This window comes from Psychromonas aquimarina ATCC BAA-1526, assembly GCF_000428725.1.
GTDB lineage: Bacteria > Pseudomonadota > Gammaproteobacteria > Enterobacterales > Psychromonadaceae > Psychromonas > Psychromonas aquimarina.
On record NZ_AUAM01000056.1, the window covers coordinates 1 to 17727 of the forward strand.

Here is a 17727-nt window from a genome sequence, read left to right on the forward strand (position 1 = left end):
TGTAATTAGAATAACTAGTTACTGCAATCAACGCCTTGCTTTCATCCATTTTTCCTACGCCTAAATAGATCATTTAATTAATGGAATTGGTATAATTATAAACCGATAAAGAACGGGCTCTGCTGCTCAATCTTTTCAACATCACCGCTGCTGCTGGTCAGAGTGATAGTGATCATGACCTTTTTCGCTTTGATTCCATAGGCGTCAACGGCGACCGCAATCGGCTGGGTTAATATTTCGCCCGAGTTAATAACTATCTGCTTAGGGCCGATCAGCTGCGCATCCTGCAGACCGGAGATAGATAAATCATAGGTCTGCGCAGTAAGGGTTTTATTAAGAATTTTCAGTGTATAGGTATTTTCGATCAGACCTTCACTGTTTTCACGGTATAAAGCCGTTCTATCTCGAAGAACTTCCATTTCTGCGCTGCTTAGATTGAAGATATTAACGGTGAACATAACTATCATGATCCCCAGCATCAAACCGTAACCAATGATCTTAGGGCGTAATACATGGGTTTCTTTACCCTCAAGTTTCTGCTCTGAGGTATATGAAATCAGCCCGCGCGGATAACCCATCTTATCCATGGTTGCATCACATGCATCAACACAGGCGCCGCAGTTAATACACTCATACTGCAGGCCTTCTCGAATATCGATACCGGAAGGGCATACCTGCACACATAAGTCACAGTCAACACAGTCGCCCAGCCCAAGTTCCTTGGGGTCAGCATTACGGCGTCTCGGTCCGCGGCTTTCTCCGCGCTTTGTATCATAACCGACAATGTAGGTGTTTTTATCAAACATTGCTGACTGGAAGCGCGAGTAGGGGCACATATGGATACAGAAAATGGAGCGCATCCAGCCTGCATTGGCATAGGTTGAGATGGTGAAAATGAAGATACTAAGCAGTACCAGTGAGCTGCTCTGCAGAGTAAAAAAATCGCCGTAGAGTTTTTCAACAGGTACAAAATAAGAGCAGAAAGCTAAACCGGTAAACAAGGAAACCACTAACCAGCCGCTATGTTTGGCTGTTTTCCGCCAGATTTTATTAAAGTCCCAGGGCATCTGATCCAGGCGTTTACGTTTATTCGCAGACCCTTCAAAGCGTTCTTCAAACCAGATAAAAATGAAGGTCCAGACGGTTTGCGGACAGGTATAGCCGCACCATATTCGCCCCAGATAGGTGGTAAAAAAGAATAATGCAAAGGCGGCGATAATAAATAACCAGGCTAGCAGGGTTAAATCCTGCGGAAACAGGGTCATATTAAAAATATGAAACTGCTGCTTGTCAAAATCCAGTAATATCGCCTGATGACCATTCCAGCGGATCATAGGTAATGCTAAAAATAATAAAATAAGACCCCAGCCTGTATAACGGCGTAACTTTTGGAAAAAGCCGTAAGCAGCACGTACATAAATCCGGTTGCTCGGGTTAAAACGATCTGCACTGTCTTTGTGCGTAGTTTTTATCTCTTTAATTTTAATGCGCTGAGTCATCACTAATTACCTGGAGTAAGAAATTTTCGTGGCTGGAGTATAAAGTAAATTTGTTAAAGAAAGGTAAACGAATGATCTGAAATGCAGTAAAGGCTGTAAAATATTCTTCAGTTGTTACTGCATATCTGCTCTGTTTGATTTTTTAAATTAAGCCGCGCGCTTTTAATAAAGCGTTTTGAAAATCATCTTCGCAGTCTTTGGCTATGCCGGGGATCATTTCACCTTCTTCTGTCTGATCCATTTTCAGGTGGTAAATAATAACTTCATCGCTTAACTCATCAAGCGGCTTGTCAAAACCAGACTCTTTAGAAAGTAATGCTAATACTTCCATCAGGCTTAATTCTTTATTTTTTAACCAGTAAGGTTTTAATAGTTCAAGTACTTCGTTAACACGGTGACACTGCATAATATTTTCCTCTAGATATATATTTTACCGTCTTCGGCAAATTGTTCGTTTTCAATTAATTGTTCTGCTAATTCTTCAATATCAAAGCGGTACTGTTCAAACAGGGCCAGCAGCTGTGCTTCGTTTTCACTCTGCTCCTGACTGATCTGATGGAGCTTATCCCGGCCGAGAACGCAGTAAATTAACTGACCGTTGGTCTGTGCCGGAAACTCAATATGCTCAGTTAATTCACAATAGCTCTGCAGTTCCGGAAATAAAATTGACTGATTCATAAAAACTACCCCGCTAAGTTATGACGTAATTCGCTTAATACCTGCTTGGCACCGGGTTTTACACCACGCCAGATCGCAAAACTTTCAGCCGCTTGTCCGACCAGCATACCTAAGCCGTCTAATACCAGTCGTGCACCTTGTTCTTTTGCCCAGGCATTAAATACGGTTGCCTGAGCACTGTACATCATGTCGTAAACAGCTGTTTCAGGACGAATTAAGCTGGCGCTGAGCGGAGGCAGGCTGCCGCTTAAACTTGCGGATGTTGAGTTGATTATCAGATCAAAATTACCGGATAAATGCTCAAATTCACAGGCATTAACACTGCCGAACTGAGTAAATTTATCTGCCAGCGTCTGTGCTTTTGAAAATGTCCGGTTAGCTATTACTAACTCCCGCGGAGATTCTGCAAGTAAAGGACCGCATACACCACGGGCCGCACCGCCCGCTCCAAGTAATAAAATACGCGCATTTTTAATATTGATATGGTTGTTTTTAAGATCTAAGAGCAGCCCTGCACCGTCGGTATTATCGCCGATAATTAAACCGTCATCGGTTAATTTTAAGGTGTTTACCGCACCGGCTAACTGTGCACGTTCAGTAAGCTGCTGGGCATATAAAAAGGCCTGCTCTTTAAAGGGGACGGTAATATTGCAGCCTTTACCCTGCTCGGCAAAAAAGTCGGTCAAGGTCTTTTCAAAACCGTCAGTAGGAGCCTCTACTGCACTATAAACCATCTGCTGTGCCGTCTGGCTGGCAAACAGTGTATGAATAAACGGCGATTTGCTTTGTTTAATCGGGTTACCAAAAACAGCGTAGTGATCCATAAAACTCCCAGATGATGAATAATTTCATAACAGTTAATTTATCACTTTAATCGAAGGAGTGGAAATACACATGCAGTTTAGCGTAACCGTTTACCGCTTAAAGCATCGCGGATCTGCGAAGGATTTTTTAACCCGGAAACGGGCTGTTCAATAATATAGTCAAGCAGCGGGTGGTTTAAAAACATTGCTTCGACCTGCCTGCTGTCTGTGCAGGCTTCTAATCCGGAGAGGTTTGCACTGGTGGAGATTATCGGTTTACCGAACTGAGTGCACAGCTGCTGTACCACTGGGTGAGCGCTTACTCTGACGGCTATGCTGTTAAAGTCGCCGCTGATCAGTCTGGATAATGCTGCTTTAGCGGGAACAATCCAGGTAAAAGGACCCGGCCAGGTTTTATTGACGGCCGCCAGCTGTTCTGTAGTTAATAAAGAGAAGTCTGCATAGCTTGTTAACTGCTCGATATCCGCGGCAATCAGGATCAGTCCTTTAAAAGCGGGGCGTTTTTTTAAGTCCAGGATTTTTTGAATCGCGCTGTCGCTGTCGGGATCGCAGCCTAATCCAAAAACAGATTCGGTCGGATAGGCAATTACGCCCTGAGTTTTTAAAACATGCAGGGCGTCTGTTAAATCGTAATCACTCATTATTGCAGGTCACTGTAGAGTTCATACTATTCTTTTTCGATTAAATCGCAGCTAATTTGGCTTGTAATGCTGCATCTTTAGCTAATACAGCCTTGGCATTTTCGGCACGATCTTCTTTAACACGCTGTGCTAAAGCATCGTCTGCTGTAGCAAGAATCTGTGCCGCCAGGTAAGCTGCATTTTTTGCTCCTGCAGTGCCGATTGCAACCGTTGCTACAGGTACGCCTGCCGGCATCATTACCGTAGAAAGCAGGGCGTCTTTACCTTGTAAAGGACCGCAGTCAACGGGAACACCGATAATAGGGCGCGTCGTAATGCCCGCAACGGCACCGGCTAAATGAGCTGCAAGACCTGCCGCACAGATAAACACTTTACAGCCGCGCTGTTCTGCGTCAGTGACGTAAGAATGAGTTGCCGCTGGAGTACGATGCGCAGATGTCACTTTAACTTCAAAAGTGATATCAAATGATTTTAATACATCAATAGTGCTCTGCATTACCGGCAGGTCTGAATCTGATCCCATTAGAATGGCAACAAATGGTTTGGTCATAGTGGTTTCCTCACAGAATTAATCGGCTAAAAATAGCAGATAGGTAAAAGAGTCGATGATTATATAGGCTTACTGCGGTAACCACACCCTTTTTTTGGACATATTATGCGAAATGCACTGGCTGTTCTCCGTTCAACAAGAATCGGCCAGTGACAGTCCGGACAGAATTCATTGACCGGCTTGTCATTAAGCACATATTTACAGCCTGGATAATTATCACAGGCGTAAAAGGTTTTGCCGTAACGGGAGTGACGTTTTATTAAATGACCTTTTTTACATGCAGGGCAGCAGATTTCATCCTCTTTTTCAGCTTCCTGTTCTTTTGTTTCACTCAGCTGCGCCGTATGTAAACAGTCCGGATAAGCACTGCAGCCGATAAATAATCCATAGCGTCCCTGTTTCAAAACTAACTCTTGAGAGCAGAGCGGGCAGCTGGTGCCGCTCAGGACTTTTTTTATTTCACTTTTTTCATGGAGCGGACGCAGATATTCACATTCAGGGTAATTGGAGCAGCCGAGAAACGGCCCCTGTTTACCATTACGTATATGCAGGGGCGAGCCGCACTGCGGGCAGCTTTCACTGCATTTTTCATGGTGAGTTTGTAAAGCCTGCGGTGCTTTGCTCATTTTAGTGAATTAACCCGTCTTCAAAATCCAGAAGCATGGATTCAAGCTGTAAAAATGCGTCGCTGCTGGTCGGATCGTTAAACAGCACCATCAGGATTAACCATTTTAGGTCATGCAGGTGTAATTCTTCAATATCTAACGACATAGCGCAGTCAACTACGATTTCACGAGTGTGCGTATTCAGTATACGCGCCTGCTCTAAATAGGAAATATAACCCTGACATTCAGTGCTTAAGCGGTGCTGCTCAATAGCGCTGTAAACACGGTGTGATGTTTGTTTTGCTGCTTGTGTTCTGCTTTGCGGGTTCTGCTCATGCAGGTTCGATAAGTTATCAAGCCAGGCCAGGGCATTAGAAATATCAGTTTTTTGAAAACCTTCTTCCAGCAGTTCATCGGTGATCTCCTGCGCATCAATTTCGATGGTTTGATCTACCTGCATATAACTTTCAAAGAGATACATTATTACTTCAAACATTTTTAGCCTTTTGACTTAATTTTTCAAAGAAGATGCAGTGCGGATTAAAAGCTTTTCAGCTCTTTAATTTTATATACCCTTCTGCTGTAACCCTGATTCTACCAGTTATCTCCAATTCTATTAACTGATTTTGTAAGCTAACTATATCTAAGGCACTGCGATTGAGTAATTGTTCAAGTGTAGTGAGATGAAAATCGATATATTTTAACAGGGGATGCGCCTCTTCATTCTTGTTTTCTACCTGAGCTGTCGTGGTGTTATTTAATGGCAGATGCAGAAATTCTTCACAAATATCCTGACTGTTAACAACCAGTTTAGCGCCCTGCTGGATCAGCTGATGGCAGCCGCAGGCTTCACTGTTATCGATGGAACCGGGCAGGGCAAATACTTCGCGGTTCTGCTCAAGCGCATAACGGGCGGTAATAAGTGAGCCGCTGCGCTTTGATGCTTCAATAACCACAACGCCCAGGCTTAGTCCTGAAATAATACGGTTACGCCTTGGAAAATTAGCCGGATAAGCTGCAGTATCGGGCCGGAATTCTGATATTAATAACCCCTGCTCTATTATCTGCTGAGCAAGCCGGGCATGTCGTTTCGGGTAGATATTATTTAATCCAGTACCCAGTACCGCAATGGTTCTGCCCTGTTTATCGAGCGCTCCCTGGTGGGCTAAGCCGTCGATTCCCACAGCTAAACCGCTGGTAATAGTAAAACCGGCTTCACTGAGCTGACCCGCAAACTGATAAGCTTTCTCCCTGCCGTACGGGGTGCAGCTGCGGCTGCCTACCATAGCAATCTGCGGACTGCCTAATAAAGACAGATCTCCGTGCATATAAAGCAGCAGCGGCGGGCTACTGATCTCTTTGAGCTGTCTGGGATAACGAGCATCGTCATAACAGATAATATGTTTATCTGAAGCGCTGTTTAACCAGTTGAGACTGTTTTCAATTAAGTGCGGATCGGGATTAAACAGGGCATTGATTTGTTCTTCGCTGAATTTGTATGCTTGAAGCTGAGTTTTGCTGAGTTGAAACAACTGCTGCAGAGAATGGCGGTTAAGCAGTTTGAAGATGGTGCGTTTGCGCAGTGCCGGAACGGCATCTAAAATTATCCAGTTGCGGATCCGGCTTTGACTGTTAGTTTCCTGTTTAAGCAGATCGAGTTGAATAGTTTTATTCCTTGTAACTTTATGCTTTAAACAGATAAGCAGAGCGCCTGTAGGAGGCCGCTCTGCTTATTGATTAAAGGACTAAAATTCCAGGCCTTGTATTTTGTATTTGGCGCCCATAATATCAGTGCTGCGCATAACCATAGCGATACTGACTTTGTCATAGACTTTAAATACCATCAGTTCACCAACACGTTCGGCAGGAATAGTTAAATCAGGCGTCGCCATTTGATCAAAACGGTTTGCATCTTCCCGGTATTCAACTTTATCTTCACCTGCAAAAATTTCCGGACCGGACTGCATAATAGAGAACATTGAACCTATTCTGATGTTTTCACGTTTGCCTCTATTGATAACAACAATATCCCATTTACCAATTGCAACGGCATTATTAAGTGCCGCTATAATCTGCCCTGTAGTTGTTACAGGAACCGGCTGCGGAAGGAAATAGGCCGGCAGACTTTCATGCTCAGGAATCGGCAGAATCAGATCACCCTGACGCGCTTCTCTGGAGCTTTTTAAGAAGTCATGCGGGGTTACCTGATCTGTTGCACTTACATTGGGGTTTTTAGAAACCTGAGAATGGCCGATAAAGGTCAGTTCTGAGCCTAAAAATTCCTCAGTAACCGGATCCAGGTAATCATCACTTAAGCGGTATATGCCGTATATTTTACGCTTGTTGAATTTTCCCTGTCCATAGAAGACATCACCCTCAAAGAAACGCGGTGTACTGATTGCATCTCCTAATAAGCGTGGTGCGTCTTTTAATAACTCCGGATCAATAACATGGTCTTTAGATAAAAATGCCGAGATAGAAGCCAGCGGAATCGTTGGTATAGGAGTCCCTTTCTCTTCTAAACGCGGTGTCGGTGACATTTTCTTCAACTGCTTACGGGTGAGCTGCGGCTCTCCATCTACCCAGATTAACGTCAGTACGTCACCGGGATAAATAAGATGGGGATTTTCAATCTGGCTGTTGGCCTGCCATAAACGCGGCCATAACCACGGGGTATTTAAAAAATGTGCGGAAATATCCCACAGGGTATCGCCTTTAACAACCGTATAGGTTTCCGGGTGATCTTTCTTCAGGGTAAGCACATCGGCAAAAGCTGTGATTGAAAGCGCAGCACCTAATAAGAAAGAGGTAATTAGCTTTAATTTCATAACAATCCTTGTCTGGTGATTAATAAAACTTTTGTTTGTATAAGGAAATGACTAGAATTAGTGTTCTTTAACATTAACTATAGAGCAATATAATATCATGGCTTTACTCGAAGTATTACAATTTCCAGATCAGCGCCTAAGAACGGTTGCCAAAGCTGTTGCTCAGGTCACACCAGAAATCATTGATATCACTACAAACATGCTTGAAACCATGTATGAAGAGAACGGTGTCGGCCTGGCTGCGACTCAGGTAAACATTCACCAGCGTATTGCTGTAATCGATGTTTCACAGGAACGTGATCAGCCGATGGTTCTTATCAACCCTGAGATTATAGAACAATCTGGGCAGGAAGAATCAGAAGAAGGCTGTCTTTCTGTGCCGGAGACCAATGCAAATATCAAACGCGCTGAATTTGTGACGGTACAATACTTAGATCTTGAGGGTAAAACCCAGGAGTTAAGCGCCGACGGCTTATTAGCTGTGTGCATACAGCATGAGCTGGATCATCTTGCGGGTAAGTTGTTTATTGACTATTTATCGCCGTTTAAACAAAAGCGCATCAAAACCAAGCTTGAAAAATTAAAGCACCATAATGAAAAATTTGCATAACATTTAAAGACCTAAGGCTATTTGTGGAAAAACTTAATATCATTTTTGCTGGCACTCCTGATTTTGCCGCCAAACATCTCAGCGCGCTGCTTGAATCAGAGCATAATGTAATTGCTGTTTATACCCAGCCGGACCGTCCGGCAGGCCGAGGTAAAAAACTAAGTGCAAGTGCTGTTAAAGAACTGGCTGTTGAGAAAAACATACCTGTTTATCAGCCTGTTAACTTTAAAGAAGAGGGCAGTCTAGAGCAGCTGGATGTTTTAAATGCCGACATCATGATTGTTGTTGCTTATGGTCTGCTGCTGCCGAAAGCGGTATTAGAAACACCGCGCTTAGGCTGCCTGAATGTGCACGGTTCATTATTACCACGCTGGCGCGGTGCTGCTCCTATTCAGCGTTCAATATGGGCGGGTGACAGTGAAACCGGTGTGACCATTATGCAGATGAATGAAGGTTTAGATACTGGAGATATGCTTTCTAAAGTGAGCTGTCCGATTTGTGTAGATGAAACTAGTGCTTCACTTTATGACAAACTGGCTCAGCAGGCGCCGCAGGTTTTAGTTGATACTGTTAATCAGCTGGTTAAAGGTGAATTAAGCGCTGAAGTGCAGGATGAAAGTCTGGCTAACTATGCTAAAAAATTAAGTAAAGCTGAAGCTTTGATAAACTGGTCTGATGATGCCGAGTTTATTGAACGCTGCATCCGTGCTTTTAATCCGTGGCCGATGAGTTACTTTGAACTGCAGGGTAAACCCGTCAAGGTACATAAAGCCTCTCTGATTGACGGCTGCTCAGATAAAGCCGCCGGTACAATTCTAAGTGCCGATAAAAACGGTATTCAGGTTAATACTGGTTCGGGCATTTTAAATCTCGAAGTGATTCAGCTTTCCGGCAAAAAAGCGATGCCGGTGCAGGATATTCTTAATTCCCGCCGTGAACTGTTCGCAGTCGACACTAACTTGTCTGTACAAGGTTAATTTCATGAATGTAAGAGCACTCGCCGCCAAAGTATTAAACCAGGTTGTAGAGCAGGGACAGTCACTATCGCAGGCACTGCCGGCAGCCCAGCAGGATCTTAACCCCAAAGATAAAGCACTGCTGCAGGTGCTTTGCTACGGCGTTTTACGCACCCTGCCGCGTTTAGATTTTTTCTGTCGTTCGTTGATGAGCAAACCGTTAAAAGGCAAGCAGCGCGCTATGCATTTTTTGATTTTAGTGGGTTTTTATCAGCTTCTTTATACGCGTATTCCAAGTCATGCCGCGGTTGGTGAAACGGTGAATGGTGCTAAAGCCCTTAAAAAACCTGCTTTGAAAGGTATGGTAAACGGTGTATTACGCAGTTTTTTACGTGAACAGGAAAGCTTAATAGAAAAGGCCGATAAACAAGATACTCTGCTTTACTGTCATCCCGGCTGGTTAGTCAAACGTCTGCAGGCCGCTTATGGTAAAGAGGCTGCTGCTGAGATTATGCATGAAAATAATCAGCAGGCGCCTATGTGGCTGCGTGTAAATGCACTGCACCATGCTCGTGATGACTATCAGGCTTTATTAAATGAAGCCGGGCTGCCGAGCTCTGCACTGCAGGGCAATGATAATGCTCTGCGTTTAGAAAAGGCCTGTGATGTTTATAAACTGCCGGGATTTGAAGACGGCTGGGTATCAGTGCAGGACGGGGCCGCTCAGTTAGCCGCTCATTATCTGGATGCGCAGCCCGGCGATCTGGTTTTAGATGCCTGTTCCGCCCCCGGCGGTAAAACGGTACATACCCTGGAACTGCAGCCGCAGATTAAACAGATGGTTGCGGTTGATGCTGATGATAAACGTTTACTGCGCGTACAGGAAAACTTAGATCGTTTAAAACTAAAGGCCACTGTTATTCACGGTGATGCTTCCAAGCCGGACAGCTGGTGGAAGGGCGAGCTGTTTGACCGTATTCTCTGCGATGCACCCTGTAGTGCGACGGGAGTGATCCGCCGCCATCCGGATATTCGCTGGCTGCGTCGTGATAGTGATATTGCGGAGTTAGTTACACTGCAGAAAAGCATATTAAATGCACTATGGGATAAGCTCAAACCCGGCGGTGTACTGCTTTATGCTACCTGTTCAATTCTGCCCGATGAAAATGATCTGCAGATTAAAGAGTTTTTACAAAACACCAGTGATGCATCATTAATCCCGCTTTCACAGCAGTATGATAATAAAGAAAAGGGCCGTCAGTTATTACCGAATGAAGACGGTATGGATGGTTTTTATTATGCAAAACTATATAAAGCGTTATAAACCAGTTTAGCAGAGACCTGTATCCGCGAGTGGTATAAAGGCTGTTTATTCCCCTGTACCCGAAACAGGTCAAAAAGTTTATCAGGCCGCCTGTACAATAGCGGCGGCTTGAATGCGGCAGGGGTCTGTATCCGTGCCGCTGAATAAGTGTTAAAAACGGCTCAGTTAACCGTTAAATCAAAGATGGATAGTTTATTCTATGAAAATTATTATTCTAGGCGCGGGTCAGGTCGGCGCGTCACTGGCAGAACATCTCGTTGGTGAAAATAACGATATCACGGTGATTGATTCCTCCTCTGAACGTCTGCAGGATTTACAGGATCGTTTTGATTTACGTGTTGTGCAGGGTAATGCTTCCAGCCCGAAAACCTTAGGTGAGGCCGGCGCTGAAGATGCCGACATGTTAATTGCAGTAACCAATTCCGATGAAGTGAATATGGTTGCCTGTCAGATTGCATTTACCCTGTTTAACGTGCCGAAAAAAATTGCCCGTATCCGTTCGCAAAGTGTGGTTATGCATGAAAAAGAGCTGTTTAACAGTGATGCCTTTCCGATTGATCATATTATTGCTCCTGAAAAACTGGTCAGTGACTATATTTTTCAGTTAATTGAACACCCGGGTGCACTGCAGGTGGCTAACTTTGCCTGCGGTAAAGTGGGCCTGGTGGCCATTAAAGCCTACTACGGCGGCTCGCTGGTGGGGAATGCGATTTCTACCCTGAAAGAGCATATGCCTAATACTGAAGCACGGGTAGCCGCTATTTTCCGACGCGGTAAAGCGATTCGTCCGCAGGGCACCACCATTATCGAGGCTGATGATGAAGTGTTCTTTATTACTGCCAGTCAGCATATTCGTGCGGTTATGAGTGAGATGCAGAAACTTGAGCATCCCTATAAACGTATTATGATTGTCGGCGGCGGTTATATTGGTGAAAGCCTGGCTAAGCGTCTTGAGAAAGAAAACTCCGTTAAGCTGATTGAAAAGAATTTAAAACGTGCCGAGTACCTGTCGGAAAATCTGTCAAATACCATTGTTTTTTGTGGTGATTCATCGGATCAGGAGCTGCTTGCCGAAGAGCATATTGAGCAGATTGATCTGTTTATTACTGTGACTAACGATGATGAAGCCAATATTATGTCGGCGATGCTGGCAAAACGCATGGGCGCCCGCAAAGCTATGGTTTTAATTCAGCGCAATGCTTATGTTGATTTAGTACAGGGAAATATTTTAGATATTGCCATCTCACCGCAGCAGGCTACCATTTCGGCACTGTTAACCCATGTACGTAAAGCGGATCTGAAACACGTCTACTCATTGCGGGAAGGGGTTGCTGAAGCTATTGAAATTGTTGCCCGTGGTGACAATATTACCTCGAAAGTCGTTGGACGGGAGTTATGTCAGCTTAAACTGCCGCGTGGTACAAGTATCGGTGCTATTGTGCGGGACGGTGAAGTGCTGATTGCCCACGACAACATGATAGTGGAAAGCGATGATCATGTGATTTTGTTCCTGGTTAATAAAAAATACATTAGTGATATCGAAAAATTATTCCAGCCTAGTCCGTTCTTTCTGTAAATAAGGCAGAGTATTTTGGTTTATCGTCCTCTATTTTTTATTACCGGTCTAGTACTGTCAAAAATGGCAGTATTTATGTACTTCCCGATGCTTCTGGCTTTTTATAATAACAGCCTTGGTGGTGTGGAATTTTTATCTGCAATAATAATTACTCACTTTGCCTCCTTTCTTTTTATTTATTTAGGAGATGAAAAAGACCGCTCCCGCTTAGGTGTGCGTGAGATGTTTCTCCTGACCACCGGGGTATGGGTTTTAGCCAGCCTGTTTGCGGCTTTGCCTTTTGTTCTGATCGAGCATATCAGTTACAGCGATGCCTTTTTTGAAACCATGTCGGGTATTACTACTACCGGCAGTACCGTGCTGCATGGTTTAGATACTATGCACCAGAGCATTTTGTTGTGGCGCTCTATCCTGCAGTGGTTAGGCGGTGTCGGGTTTATCGTAATGGGCGTGGCAATTCTGCCGTTTTTAAATGTCGGTGGTATGCGCCTCTTCCAGACCGAATCTTCCGACTGGTCAGATAAAGCCGAATCCAAAACCCGCCGTGTTGCTATCGATATCCTGCTGGTTTATCTGTTCCTGACCGCCTGCTGTTTTGTCGGTTACCGCTTAACCGGCATGCATAATTTTGATGCGCTGAATCATGCCATGACCACCATATCAACCGGCGGTTATTCCACTTCAGACAGCTCTATGGGTAACTTCAGCCATGGTGCACACTGGAATGCGATTGTGTTTATGTTCCTCGGCGGGCTGCCGTTTTTACTGTTTATCCGCGCTTTTAACCGCCATAGCTTTGCTCCTTTAGTAAAAGATGCGCAGGTATTAGGTTTTCTTAAACTGGTACTGGTTTTTGCCTTGAGCTTAACAGTATATCTGGTGCTGACCGGGCAGTTTTCCATCTGGGATGCAGTGCGTCTAAGTTTGTTTAATGTTATTTCGGTTATCACTACCACCGGGTTCGGCCTGGATGATTTCCTGACCTGGGGGGATTTCAGTATTGTGGTGTTTTTTGGTCTGCTGTTTGCCGGCGCCTGCTCGGGCTCAACGGCCGGCGGTATCAAAATATTCCGATTTCAGATTGCCATTACTCTGCTGAAACGTCAGTTAATGCTGCTGATGCACCCGCATGGTATTTTCCCGCAGAAGTACAATAACCGCACTGTTAGTGATGATATCCTGCGTTCGCTGATAGCTTTTATTCTTGCTTATATGGCGACCATTACCGTATCAACCCTGCTGTTAACTTTGTTCGGTTCATCGTATATGGTTGCGCTGACCGCTTCGATTACCGCTGTTTCTAATGTCGGACCGGGACTTGCGCCGTCGATTGGTCCATCGGGTAATTTCGCGCATTTACCCGATATCTCTAAATGGATTTTGTCCATAGGCATGCTGATGGGAAGATTAGAAATTCTTACCGTGGTGGTGATGTTTACGCGTCATTTCTGGCGCCGCTAGTTTCTGCTGCTAAGCGGGCTGCTTCAAGCAGTGGTTCGGGCAGTGGTTTATTAACCGTTACCCCCATTGCTTTTAATGACTCTGCCTGCTGAATAATATTGCCGCGTCCCTGACTTAACTGCTTAAGGGCGTGATCATAGCTGTTCTGCGCTTTATTCAGCTGGCTTCCGACATCAAGCATATTCTCGCTGAACAGGCGCAGTTTGTCGTATAATCTGCCCGCCTGAGCGGCAATCAGGCGGCCGTTCTGCTCCTGCTGTTCAAAGCGCCATAAATTTTCTATGGTACGCAGTGCAATCATCAGATTGGTCGGGCTGGCTAATAAGATGTTGTTATCCAGTGCTAATTTTACCAGTTCAGGATCATGTTCAATGGCGCTGATAAAAGCCGGTTCAACTGCAACAAACAATAATACGTAATCAAGAGAATTAGTGCCGATTAACTTCTGATAATCTTTCTTACCTAATCCTTTAATATGCTGGCGAACCGATACAACATGCGCCTGCAGGGCTTCTTTCTGCTCCTGCAGATCATCGGCATTAAAAAAGCGCTCGTAGGCGGTTAATGATACTTTTGAGTCGATAATAATATTTTTATTCTGCGGCAGATGCACCACAACATCGGGCTGCAGGCGCTGACCGTGTTCATTTTTGAAGCTGACCTGAGTCTGGTATTCATGACCTTCGCGCAGTCCGGAGGACTCTAGAATGCGCTGCAGAATAACTTCACCCCAGTTACCCTGTTGTTTGTTATCTCCTTTTAACGCATTGGTGAGGTTGCTGGTTTCCCGCTGCATTAACTCACTGAGTCTGGCGAGTTTAGATACTTCACTCTGTAAGTTATAACGTTCTTTACTTTCATTTACATAACAGTCAGTTACCTGTTTTTTAAAACCGTCCAGCTGCACCTTAAGAGGTGCTAACAGCTGGTTAATACTGTCCTGATTAACCTGTTTGAACTGTGCTGATTTGTCGTTGAATATGCGCTGTGAAAGCAGTTCAAACTGATCGCTCAGCTTCGCTTCACTCAACTGCTGGTCGCGCAGACGCTGTTCACCGGCCTGCAGACGGACTTCTGATTCACGTATGCGCGCGGTGAGTTTATTTGCCTGTGCCTGCAGGCTGTCGATAAGCAGCTGCTTTTCTTCTAATAAATCTAGTTTTTCCTGATTAAGCGCAAACTGCTGCTGCAGTTCCTGCTGATTTAATCTCTGCTCCAGAAAAAGAGCGTCACGCTGCTGTTTAAAGCGCAGTAAAAACCAGGCTAATAAAATGCACAGGGTGGCGGTTAGTATTACAGCTGTTAATAAAATATCTTGCGGGGCCAGCTGGATCATGAATATTTTAACTTATTGAGGTAATTACAAACAATTTTATTGGATCGGTTCCAAACCAGCAGATAGGCTAAATAAACCGCAAATACACTCCATTTATGCAGGTTTTTCCCCTGATCTAACTGTTGAAAAGTAAAATCACCGGAATAAGAGTTCATTACTGCGACATAAATAACAATAATAATAGGGATCATAAAAACGGTGGATAACTTCCAGAGCAGCAGCAGCAAATGACTCAGATGAACAAGCGGCATCGAATATCCTAAATAATCTAGTGAAGAGCTTTAACTGTAAACAGTTACATGAAATAAAGAAATAAATAATTATAACAATTGTTATCAACGGCTGACTTTATCAGCTAAATACAAAGCAGGCGGCTATTAGTCGTTTGAACAGTCAGAATGAAGAGAAAACAGTGTTATAACTTTATATTTATTGCTGACGTTACAGCTGAAGATATTTTCCTCTGCGAATAAATGTCAAATATGAAAAACAAGATGAAATAAAAATAAACATGCACTAAGATGCATGTAAGTGCACAAAAGCGCATGCCTGTTTGCGTTTTTTTTCGACCTCTATGGTCATTTTGTGCGGTAAATTATTTATTACTGGAGTATAAATTCATGTGTGGAATCGTTGGTGCTGTTGCGCAGAGAGATGTATCTGAAATTTTAATCGAGGGTCTAAAGCGCCTTGAGTATCGTGGTTATGACTCTGCAGGCCTGGCGGTTATTTCTGGTTCCGGTGAGCTGCAGCGTCTGCGCCGCGTAGGTAAAGTAAAGTCACTGTCTGATGCCGCTGCAGAGCAGCCTGTTTTCGGTGGTACCGGTATAGCACATACGCGCTGGGCAACACACGGGGAACCGAATGAAGCTAATGCTCATCCCCATGTTTCTAATGATACGATTGCCGTTGTGCATAACGGTATTATTGAAAACCACGAGGAATTACGCACGCAGCTGCAGTCTCAGGGGTATCAGTTTACTTCGGACACAGATACTGAAGTTATCACTCATTTAGTGCATCTGCACCTGCAGACAGAAACATCACTGCTTAAAGCTGTACAAAAAACAGCTAAGCAGCTTGAGGGTGCATACGGTACTGTAGTTATTGATAAACGTGATCCTGAGCGTTTAATCGTAGCCCGTTCAGGCAGTCCGCTGGTAATCGGTTACGGGGTTGGAGAGCACTTTGTAGCCTCGGATCAGCTGGCTCTGCTGCCGGTCACCCGTCGTTTTGCTTTCTTAGAAGAGGGCGATGTTGCCGAAATTACCCGCAAAACAGTTAATATTTTTGACCTTGAGGGTAATAGTGTAGAGCGTGAAGTTAACGAATCAGAAGTCAGCCATGATGCCGGTGATAAAGGTCAGTATAAGCATTACATGCTTAAAGAAATTTATGAACAGCCTGTAGCACTGCAGCGTACCATTGAAGGACGTATCGGCAGCGGTAAAGTGCAGGACAGTGCTTTTGGTGAAGGCGCATCAGAGCTGCTGAAAGATGTTAAGCATATTCAGATTATTGCCTGCGGTACCAGCTACCACTCAGCGATGACTGCCCGTTACTGGTTCGAATCTCTAGCCGGTGTTTCTTGTAATGTCGAGATTGCTTCTGAATTCCGTTACCGCAAATCGGTCGTGATGCCTAACAGCTTACTGGTGACTATGTCTCAGTCTGGTGAAACGGCTGATACTCTGGCTGCATTGCGTCTTGCAAAAGAGCTGGGTTATATGGCCAGTCTTACCATCTGTAACGTACCTGGCTCTTCACTGGTGCGCGAATCAGATATGGCTTATATGATGAAAGCCGGTGCAGAGATCGGTGTCGCATCAACCAAAGCCTTTACTGTGCAGCTTGCCGGTTTAATGATGCTGGTTGCGGCTATTGGCCGTCATAATACGTTAAGCACTCAGCAGGAAGCAGATATTGTTGCCGCGCTGCAGAGTCTGCCGGCTAAAATAGAACAAACCCTTGCTATGGATGGTGCGATTCAAGATCTTGCTGAAGATTTTGCTGATAAACACCACAGCCTGTTTTTAGGACGTGGCGATCAGTACCCGATTGCGATGGAGGGAGCGCTTAAACTGAAAGAGATCTCTTACATCCATGCTGAAGCTTACGCAGCTGGTGAATTAAAGCATGGTCCGTTAGCACTGGTTGATGCGGATATGCCGGTAATTGTTGTTGCTCCGGATAATGATCTGGTTGAAAAGCTGAAATCTAACGTTGAAGAGGTGCGTGCCCGCGGCGGTCTGATGTATGTCTTTGCCGATAAAAATGCCAAATTCAGCAGCGATAACACCATGAAAGTACTAGAAGTACCAACTTGTGATCCGCTTCTGGCACCGATTATCTACACAATCCCGCTGCAGCTGCTGAGTTACCATGTCGCTTTAATCAAAGGTACCGATGTAGATCAGCCGCGTAATCTGGCGAAAAGTGTTACGGTGGAATAAAACTCATTTATAACTTTTATAAGGGTTAACAATTTCCCCTTTAGCCCCCTGCAGATACTGTTCTGCAGGGGGCTTTTTTATGGCTATGTCTTAGTTAGCTGTTGCGACACTCGTCCAACAGCCTCAAATAAACAAATCTCAGGTGTTATTTCCGTACGATAACGTTCTAACATTCGACGCCAACCCAAGTAATTCCCCAAATACTTTGTTGCCACACCGTGAAACCGATTCATCCATTCTTTAAGGCGACTATCAAATGCATTAACATTTTGAATATGGAAAGCGCCTCGAGCCCTTGGTCCTTTACTACTAATGACTTCATGTGCAATACCGACTTTTCTGCAAAATGCTGAATAAACAGCTGCACCATCTGTACAAAGTATTGC

19 protein-coding genes are annotated in these 17727 nt (G+C 44.5%); 6 read left to right on the forward strand and 13 right to left on the reverse strand.

Features of this window, described 5'->3' with window-relative positions:
- Nucleotides 1–95 precede the first annotated feature (95 nt).
- From ccoG to G337_RS0116870, 10 genes are all read right to left on the reverse strand, one after another.
- A complete protein-coding gene (ccoG, locus tag G337_RS0116825) occupies nt 96–1499 on the reverse strand; it encodes a cytochrome c oxidase accessory protein CcoG (RefSeq protein WP_037027787.1) in 1404 nt (467 codons plus the stop codon).
- A 142-nt stretch (nt 1500–1641) separates the two neighbouring features.
- Nucleotides 1642–1905: a YihD family protein gene (locus G337_RS0116830; protein WP_028864939.1), complete on the reverse strand. Its 264-nt coding sequence runs from the start codon at nt 1903–1905 to the stop codon at nt 1642–1644.
- Between the two features lie 11 nt (nt 1906–1916).
- Complete coding sequence (locus G337_RS0116835) at nt 1917–2177, reverse strand: DUF1488 family protein (protein WP_028864940.1); 261 nt, start codon at nt 2175–2177, stop codon at nt 1917–1919.
- 5 nt (nt 2178–2182) lie between these two features.
- Entirely contained in the window at nt 2183–3001 is an 819-nt protein-coding gene (gene aroE / locus G337_RS0116840) for a shikimate dehydrogenase (RefSeq protein ID WP_028864941.1), read from the reverse strand.
- Nucleotides 3002–3078: 77 nt separating this feature from the next.
- Nucleotides 3079–3642, reverse strand: coding sequence for an L-threonylcarbamoyladenylate synthase type 1 TsaC (gene tsaC, locus G337_RS0116845; protein ID WP_028864942.1), 564 nt, complete (start codon nt 3640–3642; stop codon nt 3079–3081).
- A gap of 40 nt (nt 3643–3682) precedes the next feature.
- A complete protein-coding gene (gene purE, locus G337_RS0116850; RefSeq protein ID WP_028864943.1) occupies nt 3683–4192 on the reverse strand; it encodes a 5-(carboxyamino)imidazole ribonucleotide mutase in 510 nt (169 codons plus the stop codon).
- 59 nt (nt 4193–4251) lie between these two features.
- The gene (locus tag G337_RS0116855; RefSeq protein ID WP_028864944.1) at nt 4252–4818 is read right to left on the reverse strand and encodes a DNA topoisomerase family protein; all 567 of its coding nucleotides are present in this window, start codon (nt 4816–4818) and stop codon (nt 4252–4254) included.
- A gap of 1 nt (nt 4819) precedes the next feature.
- The gene (locus tag G337_RS0116860) at nt 4820–5293 is read right to left on the reverse strand and encodes a Smg family protein (RefSeq protein WP_028864945.1); all 474 of its coding nucleotides are present in this window, start codon (nt 5291–5293) and stop codon (nt 4820–4822) included.
- A 55-nt stretch (nt 5294–5348) separates the two neighbouring features.
- Nucleotides 5349–6503 carry a DNA-processing protein DprA gene (gene dprA / locus G337_RS0116865; protein WP_483826409.1) on the reverse strand — a complete coding sequence of 385 codons (1155 nt, stop codon included), beginning with the start codon at nt 6501–6503 and terminating at the stop codon, nt 5349–5351.
- A 39-nt stretch (nt 6504–6542) separates the two neighbouring features.
- A complete protein-coding gene (locus G337_RS0116870; protein WP_028864947.1) occupies nt 6543–7625 on the reverse strand; it encodes a LysM peptidoglycan-binding domain-containing protein in 1083 nt (360 codons plus the stop codon).
- Between the two features lie 97 nt (nt 7626–7722).
- Here G337_RS0116870 and def point away from each other — a divergent pair, with 97 nt between their 5' ends.
- From def to G337_RS0116895, 5 genes are all read left to right on the forward strand, one after another.
- On the forward strand, nt 7723–8235 hold the full coding sequence (def, locus tag G337_RS0116875) for a peptide deformylase (protein ID WP_028864948.1): 513 nt from the start codon (nt 7723–7725) through the stop codon (nt 8233–8235).
- A gap of 23 nt (nt 8236–8258) precedes the next feature.
- Entirely contained in the window at nt 8259–9212 is a 954-nt protein-coding gene (gene fmt, locus G337_RS0116880; protein ID WP_028864949.1) for a methionyl-tRNA formyltransferase, read from the forward strand.
- A gap of 4 nt (nt 9213–9216) precedes the next feature.
- Nucleotides 9217–10515, forward strand: a complete 1299-nt coding sequence (gene rsmB / locus G337_RS0116885) for a 16S rRNA (cytosine(967)-C(5))-methyltransferase RsmB (protein ID WP_028864950.1) — start codon at nt 9217–9219, stop codon at nt 10513–10515.
- Nucleotides 10516–10714: 199 nt separating this feature from the next.
- Entirely contained in the window at nt 10715–12091 is a 1377-nt protein-coding gene (gene trkA, locus G337_RS0116890) for a Trk system potassium transporter TrkA (RefSeq protein ID WP_028864951.1), read from the forward strand.
- 12 nt (nt 12092–12103) lie between these two features.
- Nucleotides 12104–13552, forward strand: a complete 1449-nt coding sequence (locus G337_RS0116895) for a TrkH family potassium uptake protein (RefSeq protein ID WP_028864952.1) — start codon at nt 12104–12106, stop codon at nt 13550–13552.
- Here G337_RS0116895 and rmuC read toward each other — a convergent pair.
- Together rmuC and G337_RS0116905 are read right to left on the reverse strand one after the other, a co-directional pair.
- Entirely contained in the window at nt 13527–14888 is a 1362-nt protein-coding gene (gene rmuC / locus G337_RS0116900) for a DNA recombination protein RmuC (protein WP_051303324.1), read from the reverse strand. The two genes, G337_RS0116895 and rmuC, sit on opposite strands and share 26 nt — an antisense overlap.
- A complete protein-coding gene (locus G337_RS0116905) occupies nt 14885–15139 on the reverse strand; it encodes a hypothetical protein (protein ID WP_028864954.1) in 255 nt (84 codons plus the stop codon). Before G337_RS0116905 ends, rmuC begins: the two co-directional genes overlap by 4 nt.
- A gap of 369 nt (nt 15140–15508) precedes the next feature.
- Between G337_RS0116905 and glmS the strand changes: the two genes are divergently transcribed.
- Complete coding sequence (glmS, locus tag G337_RS0116910; RefSeq protein WP_028864955.1) at nt 15509–17341, forward strand: glutamine--fructose-6-phosphate transaminase (isomerizing); 1833 nt, start codon at nt 15509–15511, stop codon at nt 17339–17341.
- Between the two features lie 83 nt (nt 17342–17424).
- On the opposite strand, the gene G337_RS28680 is transcribed toward glmS, so the two are convergent.
- Nucleotides 17425–17727 (reverse strand): IS1595 family transposase (locus G337_RS28680; protein WP_028864956.1); only part of this gene is annotated, 303 nt, incomplete at its 5' end.